Here is a 16,197-nt window from a genome sequence, read left to right as displayed (position 1 = left end):
TTAGGGGATAATCATGTTCAAATTTGAGAAAAAACAAGAAGTATTTGATATATATGGTGTAAAAATTGGAGGGCAGCCTGGTGAATATCCAACAGCATTGGCTGGAACAATTTTTTATGCAGGACATAACATACTGTCTGATGAAAACAAGGGTATATTTGATAAAGAAAAAGCTGAAACATTATTAAATGAAATGGATGAAATGGCTGATTTAACCGGAAATCCGGCAATTGTACAAATATTCGGTTCAACACCTGAAGCTTTACTAAAATATGTTGACTTTGTAAGTGAAATTTCAGATTCTCCTTTTTTAATAGATTCAACAGCTGCTGAAGCTAGAATAGCAGGTTCAGCTTATGTGACTGAAATAGGATTATCCGAAAGAACTATCTATAATTCAATAAACATGTCTATAGACGATGAAGAAATTGAAGCTTTAACAAATTCTGACATTACATCCTCAATAATTTTAGGTTTTAACCCTACAAATCCAGGTTCTGATGGAAAAATAGATTTATGGGAAAATGGTTCAGGAATTTTAGAAAAAGGTCTATTGGAAATTGCCGATGATTGTGGTATTATTAAGCCATTGATGGATGTTGCTGTTACTCCATTAGGACAGGGTGGAGGAATTGCAATCAGAACCACTTTAAAAGAAAAGAGTAAATGGGGATATCCTGCAGGCAGTGGTGTTCACAATGTACCTTCAGCATGGGAATGGATTAAACAATATAAAAAAGAAAACCCTGAAGTATGGCCTGTATGTGATGTGGGTGCAAATATTGTTCAACAAATGGTTGGAGGAGACTTTGTTCTATTTGGACCGATTGAAAATACCAAAAAAGCTTTCACTGCCTGTGCAATGACGGATATGTTTATTGCTGAAGCAAACGAAGAAATAAAGATACAACCTGTTGATTCACATCCTTATAATATTTTACTATGATACTATGTACGAAAAAATATCACTTCCCCAAATCTCCCCTTCTTTAATCAAAGATCAATTTTTTACAGTATTGTCTGTTGAGTTAGGAAATACTACTATTAAATCAATTATTGTAACAACCAACATTAAAACAAATCAAAGTTATCAGATTAATAAAGTGGTTAATCTAACCAGAGATATCAGGCCTCCTAAAGAATCTGAGGAAGTATTCGGTTATACTATATGGAATAAAGAACTGTCAAAAGAGGCTATAGAAGAAAGTATTTCCCAAACTATTCTTGATTCTTTAAAACAAGTTCAAATGACTGTTCAGGACATTGATTTTGTTGTTCGTTCAACGGGAGTAATAGCAATTTCTAATTTGTCTAATGAAATGGGTCTTATTATCAAGGCGCTCTCCGATGCTTGTTTGAATATAGGTATTAAACCTTCACAAATGACGGCACCTTTTTCAGTTAACAATATTCCTGAACATATAAGAAAATTTTCATTCTTTAACAACATTCAATTTGATGGCTCTATAGTAAGTGTTACACCCCCTAAAACAACAGGGGTTCTTTCCAATGAAATGGAGGGGGAACTTGTTACTGCAGGTATTAAATTGGCTGCAAAAAGTTCATCGATAGATTATCGTAATCCTATAATATCCATCGACATGGGAACAACACTTGCTGGTCAGGTAATTGATGATACAAAACCATACGCTAATTTGTTATGTAATTATGTTGGTCTGGCAGGCGGTATTTCTGATATATTGTTAAGGGGTTGTGGAATATTAAACGATAATTATTCAACCATTGACATAAAGAATAATCATAAAACAGCTGAATTAAATGAAGAAACTTTGTATGAAATAACAGAAAAAATGCATACATTTATTGATATTATGGAAGTACCTTTGGATGTTGATAATTTTGGATTGGTGAATGTATATTCACAGAATAAAAATAATCTTGATGTAAAAATTATCGGTTCTCGTATAAACAATGAAGAAAAATTATTAAACACATTTAATGATTGTGTTGATGTTTCAGATATTAACGCAGTCATGCTTCAGATTGATGATTTTTACGCATATTACATTAAAAGATTACTTGATGAAACAAAAAGGTTAAATCTCTTGTCTGAAAATATGACTCTTGGTATAACAGGACGTGCAGGCACTACTGGTCAAAAACCTAAGTTAATTCATAAATATTTAAACGGAATGTTCAAAGAAATAATATTTGCCGAGGATGGTTTGGCTATGGGGGCATTGATGATGGCTCGTTGCATGAACTCATTGGGTACACCTACTAATCCGATAGGCGGTTCAAAAAAAGGTTTTTGTATAATGCAACAAAGGATTTTAAAAAATAAAAAATAGAAAAATTAGTTTAATGGTCTTCCTGCCATACTTTCTAATCTTCTAATTCTTTCGCTTGTTTCAGGATGGGTTGAGAATAAATTTTTTAGTTTATTACCGGCATTTCCAAAAGGATTCATTATAAACATATGAGCATCCGTTTCTTTAGCATTTTGCATTGGATGTTGTGTTGTTCCAAATTCTAATTTTCTTAATGCACTGGCAAGTGCTAATGGATTTCCACAAATTTCTGCACCTGTTGCATCAGCTTTAAATTCTCTTGCTCTACTGATTGATAATTGGATAATTGTAGCGGCTAATGGACCTAATATTGCAAGTAATATTGAACCAACAACATCCATTAGTCCATTATCATTATTTGAGAATATGAATGCATATCTACCCCAACTGGCAACAGCCACTATCATTCCTGCAATTGTTGCTGCTACGGAACTTATTAAAATATCTCTATTTTTGATGTGTCCCATTTCGTGGGAAAGTACTCCTCTTAATTCTTCTTCATTTAATAATTCCAATATTCCTGTTGTAACTGCTATTGCTGCATGACTTTGGTTTCGGCCTGTTGCAAATGCGTTTGGATCATTTGACCTGATTATTGCAATTCTAGGTTTTTTGATTCCTGCATGATTAGCCAAATCTTCCACTATTCTATGGAGATTTGGTGATTCCTGTTCTGAAACAATTTGAGCATTATATGAACCTAATGCTATTTTATCACTATAAAAATAAGACACAAAATTCATAACTATTGCAAATAAAACTCCGATAAGTATTCCCAGTCTTCCTAAATTTAATAGGCTACCTATGAATCCAAAAATTATTACCAGAATTGCAGACATAAAACCTAATAAAATAACGGTTTTTAAATTTTCTAACATTTCTTTTACCTTCGTATTATTTGATTATTTTAATATCTTTTTTTTCTATTAATAAATATTTAGTATATCTTCTAATTATAAATAATATTATCTTAAATTAAAATCTTTGTATTGGGTGTGATTATGACTACTGCATTAATTATGGCAGGTGGAAAAGGAACTAGGATGGATTTGGATTGTGAAAAACCTATGGTTGAAGTCAATAATAAACCTATGATTAATTATGTTGTTGATGCGTTGTTGGAATCCAGATATGTTGATAAAATATTGGTGGCTGTTAGTGATAACACTCCTTTAACGGCTAAATTCATGAAAAAATTTCCGGTTACAATAGTGCCTACTTCCGGTAAAGGTTATATTGAGGATTTATCTGAAGTTCTTTCAAATAGGGAATATGTTGAAAAAGATGAAGTAATTATGACCATTGTTGCAGATTTGCCATTAGTGACTGCTGAACAATTGGATGATGTATTTAAACATTATTTTGAACGAAATAAACCCGCTATGTGTGTTTCAGTTCCTGAATCTTTATTTATCGAACATGGTATCAAGCCTACTCTGGTTTTTGAGGGATTGGTTCCGACGGGGGTAAATTTATTATTAGCCAATAATGATGAACAAGATCAGACAATATATCAATCACAAAACATTGAGTTGGCTTTTAACATAAACACATTGAATGATTTAAATTTATCAGAGATTTATATTAAAAAATGATTTTTTGTAAAAAAAATAAATTATATATAGTTTAGATTACATAGATTATATCATAATTATACCAAAATAAGTAACTATAAAAACTTTAGGTGGACAGTAATGACTAATGAAAGGGAATTAATTAAAGGAGAAGAAAAGTTATGGGCGGATATCAAAGGATATCAAGTTGCTACAAGTAATGCTCGTATCTTAGGAAATCTTGAAGAATTAACTATTGATGAAAAAACAGGAAAAATCACCGATATTGTTATTAGAACAGAAACTGAAAGAAATATTAATGTTAAAGGTGCAAAACGTAATGGTGACTTATTAATTATACCATTCGGTAAAGTTGAAAAAGTCGGTGAATTTATTATTATCTCAGGATAATTCGGAATATAAAATAATCAATTGGTTATTTTATCAATAACTTTTTTTATAAATCTTATTTTACAAAATTTTTATACATATTTTAAAAATAGTCTTTTTTTATTTGGAGTTTAATATATTTTTTTTAAAAAAAAGATATGAAGAAATATTACATTCCTTCCATACTTAAATCCATGATGTTTTTAGTTTCTTTTGCAAGTTCTTCAGGTAATCCTTTAATATCAATGTCTAAGAAACCTCTAACAATCATAGAAGCAGCTTCATCTTCGGTTAATCCTCTTGCCATTAAGTATTGTATTTCTGCTTCAGCAATTTTTCCTACAGCTGCTTCGTGTGATAGTTCCATATCTGTACAGTCTCCTCTTAATTCAGGAATGGAATATATTTTTGAGTCATCGGATAAGATTAATCCCATACATTCTAAGTGACCTTTTGCTTCATGAGCCTTTCCGTGTAAGTCTCCTCTTGTAATGATTGTTGATTCATCTTCGGAAATTGCTCTGGTAATCATTTCTGATTGAGAGTTTATACCATTTAATTCTGTTCTTGATCCTTGGTCTATTACTGAATCATCTTTTCCTGCAAGTATTGATTGGAAGAATACTTTTGTATTTTGTCCGTTAGCATATGCTGTTGGGTAAGCTTGGATGTTTCTAACAGGTTTTGTTAATATGTAATTTGAGATGTATGTACTATTGTCATCCATTATTACTCCAGTTCTAGGTCTTACATCCACTTCTTTAGCCCAGCTATGAACCATAGTAAATGAAACTTTTGAATCTTTTTTAAGATAGAATTCGGAAACTCCTATGTGAGCTGCGTTACTTACGTGTTTTGCAGTTGAACAACCAGTTATAATATTCATTTCTGAACCTTCTTCAGCAATGATTATGTTGTGTGCTGTTTGTCTTACTGTGTCTTCACCAATATACATACATGCTTGGACAGGTAGTTCCACTTTAGCACCAGGTAAACTTCTTATGAAATATCCACTTCGTGAACCTAATTCAGTTGTTGCAGTATATTTATCTGCATCTACTTGAACAGCATTCCACATGTAATCTGCTAACCAATCATATTTTTCTAATGCTTGTGCAGTACTCATTATTTCTATACCTGGGTACATATTATTAACAAATACTTCTGATTGATCCATTTGTAAGAATGAAGCTGATCTTTCTTCTTCGTCAGTCATAATTCCTACGCTTGTTAAAGTTTCTTTATCGTTTTTAGTTAAATCGTCTAATGAATCAATATGTTCATGTGCATCTATATCAGGAGCTTGATATTCATTTAAATCTATATCTGCACCTATTTTTGCTTTTTTATTTACCGCACTTTCTGCTTTATCTTTTATTGAAACCATGTTATGCCTCTCCAAATCCTGATTTTCTAATATCGGTCATAATTTCTTCTGGATTTCCAGTTCTAGCTATTTTACCATCAATTAAAACATGTGCATGTGTTGCATCTACAAATCTTAAGATGTAACCAAGGTGTGTGATTAATAATCCACCTTTTTTGCTGTTTTCATCGTCCTGGCCTAGTAATGTACTAATTTCTTTAGAAATTAATTCAACGTTTTCAATGTCTACTCCAGAATCCGGTTCATCAAACATAATAAAATCAGGTTGTTGTGCTAATAATTGTAATAATTCTGAACGTTTAACTTCCCCTCCAGAAAAACCTAAATTAACGTCACGTTCTAAGAATTGTTCGTTTAATTTTAATCTTTCACCTAATTTTACTACTTCTTCGTCTAATTCATCGTCACTTTTGTATTCGTGTCTTTCATCAACGATTTTTAGTAAATCTTTTAATTTTACTCCTCTAATTGCAGGTGGATTTTGGAATGTAACTCCTAAACCTAAAGCAATTCTTTCATGAGTTTCTAATTCTGTAATGTCTTGACCTTTGTAAACTATTTTTCCGTTCGTTACTTTGTAATTTGGGAATCCTAATATTGTCATGAACAATGTACTTTTTCCGGCACCGTTAGGTCCTAATAAAACGTGTGTTTCACCTTCGTTAATAATTAGGTTAACACCATTAAGTATTTTTTTTCCTTCTACTTCTACTTCTAAATCCGATATCTCAAGTAGCATTTAATCACCAAAATTTAATTTATAATTAATTTTATTTTATATAAAAAATCGTTCTATCTTTTTCTTTATTAATTATATATTCTATAATATTTTTAAATGTTATGTAACATCGTTATATAACATTGTTATTTTTTAATATTTTCCTTTTATTAAAAATATTAAATTTGGTGTATTTTTCTATAATATAATGTTAAATCATGATATTTTATTTAGGTTAACCTAAAGTTTTCCGTTCTTTTTGTAATAATATCTTATTTTGAAATATCTCTAAAATCTAATTATTTAATGAATATTTACTTTGAAAGCTTTTTTTAAATTTTTTATTCCATATAATTTTCTCTTAAAAAGTTAAAATTTTCATTCATTATATTTAAACTTAACGGTTTTTTCTATAAAATAACCTTTATAATAATAGTTAAAGTGATATAATATTGTACATTATTTTAGTTAATTGTACAATTGTACATAAAGTACAACACGTGTTTAAATTATTAAATTTAAATGTAAATCATTTAAAATTTTAAATGGTTATTATTAGTTAAATAATCATGTTTTTATAATAGGAGGAAAAATAATGGCTAACGACGATATTAAGATAATCGTTTTCAGTTGTAACTGGTGCTGTTACGGTGGAGCAGATACTGCAGGAACATCAAGAATGCAATACCCACCTAACATAAGAATGATCAGAGTAATGTGCTCTGGAAGAATTGAACCTCAATTTATACTCAAAGCTTTAAGAGAAGGAGCAGACGGAGTATTCATCGGTGGATGTCACATGGGAGACTGCCACTACGATGCAGGAAACTACAAATTCGATAGAAGAATGAGATTAATCTACAGATTATTAGATGAACTTGGAATTGAAAAACAAAGAGTTCAACACGATTGGATTTCAGCTTCAGAAGGAGAAAAATTCGCAAGTACTATTAGAAGAGTAACTGCAGAAATTCAAGAATTAGGTCCTTCACCACTTAAAGCACAATTAGCAGAGGGGGAATAAGTACATGGCAGATAAAAAAAGAATAGGAACTATGTGGCTCGGTGGATGTTCTGGATGTCACATTGCATTTACAGATTTACACGAATTATTATTAGATGTATTAGAAGTAGCAGAATTCGAATTCAGTCCTGTACTTATGGATACTAAATATGATGAAATTCCAGAAATGGACATTATATTAATTGAAGGTGGAATTCGTAACGATGAAAACAAAGAATTAGCTGAAGTATTAAGAGAAAAAGCTGATTTCGTTGTAGCTTACGGTTCATGTGCAGAATTCGGTGGAATTCCTGGTCTTGGAAACTTACACACCAACGACGAATTAACAACTGAAGCATACATTAACTCATGCTCAACTGTTAACCCTGAAGGAATTATCCCTAATGAATCTGTACCTCACTTAGAAAGCAGAGTAAGACCATTATCTGACGTAATTAAAGTGGATGCAGCATTACCTGGTTGTCCACCAAAATCAGATGTAATTGCACAAGTACTCATTGCATTAGTTAAAGGGGAAGCTCCAGAAATTCCTGACAACAACTTATGTGATGTTTGTGAAAGAGAAAAACCACCTACGGGTATGGCAATGGATACTATCAAAAGACCTTGGGAAGTTGGACCAACTGACAAAGACTTATGTTTAGTACCACAAGGTATAATTTGTTTAGGTCCTGCAACAAGACCATTATGTGGAGCACAATGTCCTTCTGTAGACACTCCATGTAGAGGATGTTACGGTCCTACTGACAAAGTATTAGATGCAGGAGCAAAAATGATCAGTGCTATCGGTTCTGACTTCGGTGTAGAAAACGATAAAGAAATTGATCCTGAAGAAGTTGCAAACCAAATAGAAGATATTGTAGGAACTTTCTATACTTACACATTACCAGCAGCTTTAATCCCATTAAAACTAAGAGATTAATTGTAGGAGGCTAAAATAAATGGTAGAATTAACATTAGAACCTGTAACAAGAATTGAAGGTCACGCAAAAATTACTGTAGACCTCGACGAAGAAGGAAACGTAAAAGATACTAAATTACACGTAATGGAATTCAGAGGATTTGAAAAATTCTTACAAGGAAGACCAATTGAAGAAGTACCAAGAATCGTACCTAGAATCTGTGGTATTTGTGATGTACAACACCACTTAGCTGCAGCTAAAGCATGTGACCAAGTATTCGGTTACAACGATGATGAAATACTTCCAACCGCATACAAAATGAGAGAAATCATGAACTGGGCTTCAGTTATCCACTCTCACACATTAAGTTTCTACTTCTTAAGTGCACCTGACTTTATCGGTGGAAAAGATAGAAAAACCAGAAACGTCTTCCAAATCATTAAAGATTACCCTGAATTAGCAGGAAAAGCATTAGAATTAAGAAGACACGCACAAGATATCATCACAACAATCGGTGGAAGACCAATTCACCAAGTATCAAACACTCCTGGTGGAATCACCACTGAATTAAGTGATGAAGTACAAGCTGAAGACTTAGAAAAAGCAAAAAGATGTTTAGAACTTTCCATGGACACCTGGGAAGCAGCACAACCTATCTTTGAAGAAAACTTAGACTTAATCAAAACATTAGGTTACGTAAGCACCTACCACTGTGGTTTAGTAGATAAACAAGATGGTAGTTGGGATATGTACAACGGTAATGTAAGAATGGTTGACAAAGAAGGTAAAGAATATGCTGAATTTGCACCACAAGATTACACAGACTACATGGCTGAAGGTGTAAAACCATACTCCTGGTTAAAATTCCCTTACATCAAAGACATCGGATATCCTGAAGGTGTATACAGAGTAGCACCATTATCCAGATTAAACGCATGTAAAAAAATGCCTGATGCAGCACCAAAAGCTCAAGAATTATTAAATGATTTCAGAGCAACATTCGGTCAATGTCCACAAGAAACATTATTATTCCACCCAGCAAGACTTATCGAATTAGTTGCAGCAGCAGAATTAGCAGTTGACGGTCTTGAAGGAGACTTAAGTGGAGAAAAACGTCCTGGAGCTATCGACAGAAGCCAAATCACCGGTGAAGGTGTAGGTATTGTTGAAGCATCAAGAGGAACTTTAACTCACCACTACAAAACTGATGAAAACGGTTTAGTAACTGAAGCAAACATTATTGTAGCTACAGTACAAAACAACCCAGCTATGGAAATGGGTATTCAACAAGTTGCAAACACATACATCAAACCTGGTGTAGAAGTTGACGACAAAATCTTCAACTTAATGGAAATGGTTATCCGTGCATACGACCCATGTCTTTCATGTGCAACTCACCAATTAGATACCCAAATGAGATTATCTACTGTAGAAGTATATGATCACATGGGTAACTTAGTAAAAAAAATCTAAGTAAACTAAAATAAGTACATTCTTCTTATGAAGAACAATGAGTTGAAGTTTTTTCTTCAATTCATTTTTTTAATAGATTGTTAAACAGTATTATTTGTTTATCCAGTCTTATAACTTAATATGACTAAAATAATACTTTTCGGAACATAGAATCATAGTATAAGAATTAATTCTTAACTAATGAATCTATGCTTTTTTTATTTGATTTAATTCTCATTTTTTTTAATTTTTATTAATTTCTAAAATATGCGTATTTTCCAGATTACTGTTTAGGTTTTTAGTATATATTCCAGTAATTGTATTGATACCAATTTTTTTGTATTCATCTAGGAAATTGTTACCGTTTGTCGCATATTGTATTTTTAATTCTTTATTTGGAAATGTAATTCTTAGTAAAGCTATAATTTTTAATATATACTCTTTAGTATATTGGGGATTATATTCTTCGGGACTATCAATGAAAGGATCATAACCTATAATTTCAATGTAATCCGCATTATATTTTTTAATTTCCAAAATTTTATTTAGTATATCCTCATAACTTTCTCCATAATTAATTAAAAATTCATACGTCACTTTTAAATTCATGTTTTCTTTAATGTATTTTATGGTTTCTTCTTCAAGTTTTACAATATTTTCATCAGTATTCTTATTAAATGCATGGGGTTTATTCTTTGTGCTTTGGATAATTATTGAATTAATATTATAATTTTTTAAGTGTTTGACATGTTCAAAATTTGAGACTCTTACGTTGATTTTTAAATTATTCTTTTTATCTAATGCATTTAGTATAAACATTAATTCACGGATTCCTGATATGTCTTTGTTATAACAATTTATTCCTGATATGGGATAATTCTCAATATTTTCCAGTTTATGTTCAATGCTTTTGATGATAAAATCTTCAGTATATTTTCGTCTGGATTCCTTTGTTCTATATCCGCAGGTAGGACAATTATCTTCAATTTGATAAACAGTCGGATAATAAATGTTACATTCATAACTTAATTTTTCAAAATTTTTCCTATTAATATCTTCAGATAAATCGAATATTTTTTCCAGCTTATTTTTCTCCGCTAATTTAAAAAAACACTCTATGTCATTTAAATCAACATCATTTGGTAAATTATAATTAATATTTTTTTTAATCATATAGAACCCCATCATTATTTGAATATACAAATATTTTAATTTATTTTTATTAATTATCTATTAACTTAATAGTTTGATTAAAATTATTAAGAATGTGTTTATTTAATTCTTGATAAATCTATAATAATTCTATAATTACTTTACTTTTTTTCTTTAAAAATTGAAAACATTTATATGTTTATTTTATTATATATTTCAATTGTAAGAATATTTATTACAAATACAAAATAATACAAAATATTCTAAATGTTTATCTTTGTATTACTCTAATAAACGTACTTTAAAACGGTTAAATATATCCTAAACTTTTGGGTGTGTTTTTTGTATAAATATTTGAACACAATTATGGAAATGTATTTTAGACAGTTGGAGGGTATATTTTATCTTATTTAAGTTTTATACTGAATTTTTTTTCACTTTAGCAATATAAAAACACGTATTACTATTTAATATTTCATCATTATTTTTACCAACTAAATATTTGATGAATAGATTTTTATTTAGTGATGTGAAAATAAAGAATAAGAAATTTATAACCCGGAATGAATATGATAATTTCATTTCTTAATGAATATACTATTTTAAGAGGTGTACATATAAATGCCAACATATGAAGACAAAATAGATTTATATGGGGTAGATGGAAAACTTTTAGAAGAACAAGTACCTCTAGAAGCAATCAGTCCAATAGTAAACCCTACAATTAAAAATATTATACAAGAAATTAAGCGTTCTGTTGCTGTAAACCTTGCAGGAATAGAAAAATCATTAGCAAGCGGAGCTTACGGTGGAAAAGCTAACTTTATTCCAGGTAGAGAATTAGATTTAGCTATTGTCGACAATGCAGATGCAATTGCTGACAAAATGACAAAAATGTTAAGAGTAAGCTGTGACGATGATTTTAACTTAGAATTATTAAATGGTGGAAAACAAGTATTAGTACAATTACCATCAGAAAGATTAAAAGTTGCAGGTGACTACTCAGTTGCACCATTAGCAACAGGTTCAGCTTTAATCCAAGCTATTATCGACACTTTCGATATTAACAAATACCAAGCATCAGAAATTAAAACTGCTGCTATGGGTGGATACCCACACAACGTTCAATTAGGTGGAGCTTTAACCACTTTATTAGGTCAAACCACTCACCTTGAAGGTTTAGGTTACAGTTTAAGAAACATTGGTGCAAACCACGTAGTAGCTATTACTAAGAAAAACACTCTCAACGCAGTAGCTTTATCTTCTATCTTAGAACAAACAGCTACCTTTGAAATGGGTGACGCAATCGGTGCATTCGAAAGAAGCCACTTATTAGGTTTAGCATTCCAAGGATTAAACGCAAACAACTTAGTTTACGATTTAGTAAAAGAAAACGGAAAAGGTACTCTTGGAGATGTTGTAGTATGTTTATTATCTAGAGCATTAGACGATGGAGTAATCAAAGTAAAAGAAACATTACCTTCCGGATACAAATTATACGAACCAGTTGACTGGGCATTATGGAACGCATATGCAGCAGCAGGTCTCGTTGCATCTGTAATTGTAAACGTAGGTGCAGCAAGAGCAGCACAAGGTATCGCATCATCCATTCTTTACTTCAACGATATTTTAGAATACGAAGCAGGTTTACCAGGTGTAGACTTTGGTAGAGTAATGGGTACTGGTGTAGGTATGAGTTTCTTCTCACACGGTATTTACGGTGGAGGAGGACCTGGTGTTTTCAACGGTAACCACGTAGTAACAAGACACAGTAAAGGATACGCAATTCCATGTAACACAGCAGCTATGTCCTTAGATGCAGGTACTCAGATGTTCTCTGTAGAAGCTACATCAGCATTAGTTGGAGAAGTATATGGTAGAGTAGACAATTTAAGAGAACCAGTTAAATATGTAGCTGAAGGAGCTTGTCAAGTAAAAGATACACTCTAATTATAGGATGTTAAATCATGTCAACAGAAGTAGAAGGACAAAATGAAAATATTATAAAAGCAACCGATGTAAAAATTTTCCCATACAGAATTTTAAAACCTAGTACAACTGAAACAATATTGAATCAAGTATTGGTTTTGGATGGAGTATTAAGAGTATTAATAAATGGTGAATCATTACCAACGATGGTTAATTTTGGTCCTGCAAAAGGGTTACCTGTTAACCACACGGATAGAAAAACTATTAATGTAAAGGGAAATGATGTTCCACTACGTGTATCTGTTGGAGAAATAATTTTAACAGTCCAATTAGACAATCTCGAAGATTTTGTAGAACAAGTGGATCAAATATTGAATGATACATTAAGCTTTGGTTATGATATCAAAGTTGGAGTATTCACTAAGAATCAAACTTCTGTTTCAGATTTCATGAAATATGGAGAAGGATTCGAAGAAAAAATTGATTCTAGACTTATTGGATTAGTTGATCCAAATGCAAAATCATCAGAAACTGTAAGATATATCAGGTGATTGTAAATGGCATATGACGTACAATATTATCCTGGGGAAAGTAAAATTGCGGAAAACCGTAGAAAACACTCAAACCCAGATTATGAACTCGAAATACTAAGAAGTATTGCAGATGACGATATAGTAAAACTTTTAAGTCACAGAAATCCAGGGGAAGGTTACAAAACAGTACACCCACCTCTCGACGAAATGGACTTTGAAGCAGATGATATGAAAGACTTCGTAGAACCAATCGACGGAGCTAAAAAAGGAATTCGTATTAGATACGTACAATTCGCAGATTCCATGTATAACGCACCAGCTCAACCATACGACAGAGCTAGATCATACATGAGAAGATTCAGAGGAGTAGATACAGGTACACTTTCAGGAAGACAAGTAGTTGAAATGAGAGAATCTGACTTAGAAGAAACTTCCAAATTATTAATTGAATCCGAATTCTTCGACCCAGCTAAAACAGGTTTAAGAGGAGCAACCGTACACGGTCACTCATTAAGACTCGACGAAAACGGTTTAATGTTCGACGCATTACAAAGATACGTATTTGATGAAGACGAAGGCGTAGTAAAATACGTAAAAAATCAAGTAGGTGTAGAACTTGACGAACCTATTTCAGTAGGAGAACCATTACCAGAAGACAAACTTAAAGAAATCACTACAATTTACAGATACGACAATGTAAGTTTAAGAGATGACCCTGAAGTAATTAAAGTAGTAGAAGAAGTACACTTTGCAAGAACTGCTGGTGGATATGGTTTAGAAGTATTCAACGACGATTTACAAAGTAAATTAGGTGGTAACTAATGGTAGATGAGAAAAAATTATTCTTAAAGGCTTTACAAGAAAAATTCGATGAAGACCCTGAAGAACAAAACACTAAATATTACTGCTATGGTGGATGGGAACAATCCGCAAGAAAAAGAGAATTTAATGAACAAGCTGAAAAAGCTATGGAAGCTCGTGGAGGATTACCATTCTACAACCCAGATATCGGGGTACCTCTCGGACAAAGAAAATTAATGGCTTACCAAGTATCTGGTACAGACACTTATGTTGAAGGGGACGACCTTCACTTCTGTAACAACTCTGCTATCCAACAATTAGTAGACGATATTAAAAGAACAATTATCGTAGGTATGGATACAGCACACGGTGTACTTGAACAAAGGTTAGGTGTAGAAGTAACTCCTGAAACAATCAACGAGTACTTAGAAACAATCAACCACGCACTCCCTGGAGGAGCAGTAGTACAAGAACACATGGTAGAAGTAGACCCTGGATTAGTAGTAGATTCATACGCAAAAATCTTCTCTGGTGACGACGACTTAGTAGATCAATTAGATCAAAGATTTGTTATCGACATCAACAAAGAATTCCCTGAAGAACAAGCAGAACAACTCAAAAAATACATAGGTAAAAAAACTTACCAAGTATCAAGAGTACCTACTTTAGTAGTACGTGCTTGTGACGGTGGTACCACTTCAAGATGGTCTGCTATGCAAATCGGTATGAGTTTCATCTCTGCATACAAATTATGTGCAGGGGAAGCAGCTATTGCTGATTTCTCATACGCAGCAAAACACGCAGACGTAATTTCCATGGCTAGCGCAATGCCAGCAAGAAGAGCAAGAGGTCCTAACGAACCTGGAGGAGTAACCTTCGGTGCATTCTCTGATATGGTACAAACCAGCAGAGTATCTGACGACCCAGCAGAAATTACTTTAGAAGTAATCGGTGGAGCATCCCCATTATACGACCAAGTATGGTTAGGTTCATACATGTCTGGTGGTGTAGGATTCACTCAATATGCTACAGCAGCATACACTGACGAAATCTTAGACGACTTCATTTACTACGGTAAAGACTACGTAGAGAAAAACTACGGTGGATTATGTCAAGCTGAAGCAACAACCGATGTAGTAAGAGACATTGCAAGTGAAGTAACTTTATACGCATTAGAACAATACGAAGTACCAGCAGCACTCGAAGACCACTTCGGTGGATCACAAAGAGCATGTGTAGCTGCAGCAGGTGCAGGTTGTTCAGTAGCATTCGCAACTGCTAACTCCAACGCAGGTGTAAACGGATGGTACTTAAGTCAATTATTACACAAAGAAGGTCACAGCAGATTAGGATTCTACGGTTACGACTTACAAGATCAATGTGGTTCTTCTAACTCCTTATCCATAAGAAGTGACGAAGGTCTTATACACGAATTAAGAGGTCCTAACTACCCTAACTATGCAATGAACGTAGGTCACCAACCTGAATATGCAGGTATTGCTCAAGCACCTCACGCAGCAAGAGGAGACGCATTTGCACTTAACCCATTAATCAAAGTAGCATTTGCAGATAACAACTTACTCTTCGATTGGGCTCACCCAAGAAAATGTATCGCAAAAGGTGCAATCAGAGAATTCATGCCTAGCGGTGAACGTGACTTAATCAACCCAGCTTTATAATTGGGTTAAATTTTAAGGAAAAATAGGGGTATATTTATATATAACAAGGAATATATATAGTAGTGAAGTTTTCCAAGTAAACTTTAAGTATTGAAATATATTCAATAATAGTTGATATTGGAATTAGCAAGGTACGGCCCGTATTACAATCGTAGATGAGGTACGATCTGCATTCTTCCTTTATTTTTCTATTATTATACTTTTACTGGAAATAGTTGAGGAATAATTTGTACTTACTTAGAAAACATGACCCTTATGCTATTTTCCTTATAAAAAACTTTTTTTATAATATTTATTTATTTTAATTTAAAAATTAGATTTTTTAAGAGATTTTTTTTTATAAAATTTGTTAAAAATAGATTATT

General features: G+C 32.5%; 15 protein-coding genes. 11 read left to right on the top strand and 4 right to left on the bottom strand.

The window, feature by feature from the left end; translation table 11 throughout:
• The first annotated feature begins 13 nt into the window (after positions 1-13).
• Positions 14-946 carry a tetrahydromethanopterin S-methyltransferase subunit H gene (gene mtrH, locus QZZ11_RS00090; protein WP_292472351.1) on the top strand — a complete coding sequence of 311 codons (933 nt, stop codon included), beginning with the start codon at positions 14-16 and terminating at the stop codon, positions 944-946.
• A gap of 4 nt (positions 947-950) precedes the next feature.
• Positions 951-2,312: a methanogenesis marker 14 protein gene (locus tag QZZ11_RS00085; RefSeq protein WP_292472348.1), complete on the top strand. Its 1,362-nt coding sequence runs from the start codon at positions 951-953 to the stop codon at positions 2,310-2,312.
• 5 nt (positions 2,313-2,317) lie between these two features.
• Here QZZ11_RS00085 and QZZ11_RS00080 read toward each other — a convergent pair whose 3' ends face one another.
• The gene (locus QZZ11_RS00080; RefSeq protein ID WP_292472345.1) at positions 2,318-3,190 is read right to left on the bottom strand and encodes a zinc metalloprotease HtpX; all 873 of its coding nucleotides are present in this window, start codon (positions 3,188-3,190) and stop codon (positions 2,318-2,320) included.
• Between the two features lie 123 nt (positions 3,191-3,313).
• Here QZZ11_RS00080 and QZZ11_RS00075 point away from each other — a divergent pair, with 123 nt between their 5' ends.
• Both QZZ11_RS00075 and QZZ11_RS00070 read left to right on the top strand, forming a co-directional pair.
• The gene (locus QZZ11_RS00075; protein ID WP_292472343.1) at positions 3,314-3,907 is read left to right on the top strand and encodes an NTP transferase domain-containing protein; all 594 of its coding nucleotides are present in this window, start codon (positions 3,314-3,316) and stop codon (positions 3,905-3,907) included.
• A 99-nt stretch (positions 3,908-4,006) separates the two neighbouring features.
• Complete coding sequence (locus QZZ11_RS00070) at positions 4,007-4,276, top strand: PRC-barrel domain-containing protein (RefSeq protein ID WP_292472342.1); 270 nt, start codon at positions 4,007-4,009, stop codon at positions 4,274-4,276.
• A gap of 148 nt (positions 4,277-4,424) precedes the next feature.
• On the opposite strand, the gene QZZ11_RS00065 is transcribed toward QZZ11_RS00070, so the two are convergent.
• Together QZZ11_RS00065 and sufC are read right to left on the bottom strand one after the other, a co-directional pair.
• On the bottom strand, positions 4,425-5,642 hold the full coding sequence (locus tag QZZ11_RS00065; RefSeq protein ID WP_292472340.1) for a SufD family Fe-S cluster assembly protein: 1,218 nt from the start codon (positions 5,640-5,642) through the stop codon (positions 4,425-4,427).
• Position 5,643: 1 nt separating this feature from the next.
• The gene (gene sufC, locus QZZ11_RS00060) at positions 5,644-6,381 is read right to left on the bottom strand and encodes a Fe-S cluster assembly ATPase SufC (protein WP_292472338.1); all 738 of its coding nucleotides are present in this window, start codon (positions 6,379-6,381) and stop codon (positions 5,644-5,646) included.
• Positions 6,382-6,955: 574 nt separating this feature from the next.
• Here sufC and QZZ11_RS00055 point away from each other — a divergent pair.
• Genes QZZ11_RS00055 through QZZ11_RS00045 form a run of 3 tightly spaced genes read left to right on the top strand, consistent with a single transcriptional unit; the run spans position 6,956 to position 9,759 of the window.
• Positions 6,956-7,384: a hydrogenase iron-sulfur subunit gene (locus QZZ11_RS00055; RefSeq protein WP_292472336.1), complete on the top strand. Its 429-nt coding sequence runs from the start codon at positions 6,956-6,958 to the stop codon at positions 7,382-7,384.
• Positions 7,385-7,388: 4 nt separating this feature from the next.
• The gene (locus tag QZZ11_RS00050; protein WP_292472333.1) at positions 7,389-8,306 is read left to right on the top strand and encodes a F420-nonreducing hydrogenase; all 918 of its coding nucleotides are present in this window, start codon (positions 7,389-7,391) and stop codon (positions 8,304-8,306) included.
• Positions 8,307-8,325: 19 nt separating this feature from the next.
• On the top strand, positions 8,326-9,759 hold the full coding sequence (locus tag QZZ11_RS00045) for a Ni/Fe hydrogenase subunit alpha (RefSeq protein WP_292472331.1): 1,434 nt from the start codon (positions 8,326-8,328) through the stop codon (positions 9,757-9,759).
• 222 nt (positions 9,760-9,981) lie between these two features.
• Here QZZ11_RS00045 and QZZ11_RS00040 read toward each other — a convergent pair whose 3' ends face one another.
• Positions 9,982-10,911: a hypothetical protein gene (locus QZZ11_RS00040; RefSeq protein WP_292472329.1), complete on the bottom strand. Its 930-nt coding sequence runs from the start codon at positions 10,909-10,911 to the stop codon at positions 9,982-9,984.
• Positions 10,912-11,511: 600 nt separating this feature from the next.
• On the opposite strand from QZZ11_RS00040, the gene mcrB reads away from it, so the two are divergent.
• Genes mcrB through mcrA form a run of 4 tightly spaced genes read left to right on the top strand, consistent with a single transcriptional unit; the run spans position 11,512 to position 15,832 of the window.
• Entirely contained in the window at positions 11,512-12,840 is a 1,329-nt protein-coding gene (gene mcrB / locus QZZ11_RS00035; protein WP_292472326.1) for a coenzyme-B sulfoethylthiotransferase subunit beta, read from the top strand.
• 17 nt (positions 12,841-12,857) lie between these two features.
• Positions 12,858-13,370: a methyl-coenzyme M reductase operon protein D gene (gene mcrD, locus QZZ11_RS00030; RefSeq protein ID WP_292472322.1), complete on the top strand. Its 513-nt coding sequence runs from the start codon at positions 12,858-12,860 to the stop codon at positions 13,368-13,370.
• Positions 13,371-13,376: 6 nt separating this feature from the next.
• Positions 13,377-14,174, top strand: a complete 798-nt coding sequence (gene mcrG / locus QZZ11_RS00025; RefSeq protein ID WP_292472319.1) for a coenzyme-B sulfoethylthiotransferase subunit gamma — start codon at positions 13,377-13,379, stop codon at positions 14,172-14,174.
• Positions 14,174-15,832: a coenzyme-B sulfoethylthiotransferase subunit alpha gene (gene mcrA / locus QZZ11_RS00020; RefSeq protein WP_292472316.1), complete on the top strand. Its 1,659-nt coding sequence runs from the start codon at positions 14,174-14,176 to the stop codon at positions 15,830-15,832. Before mcrG ends, mcrA begins: the two co-directional genes overlap by 1 nt.
• The last annotated feature ends 365 nt before the right edge of the window (positions 15,833-16,197 follow it).

This window comes from Methanosphaera sp., assembly GCF_016282985.1.
Classification (GTDB): Archaea; Methanobacteriota; Methanobacteria; order Methanobacteriales; family Methanobacteriaceae; genus Methanosphaera.
This window is presented reverse-complemented; position numbering and strand designations above follow the sequence as displayed.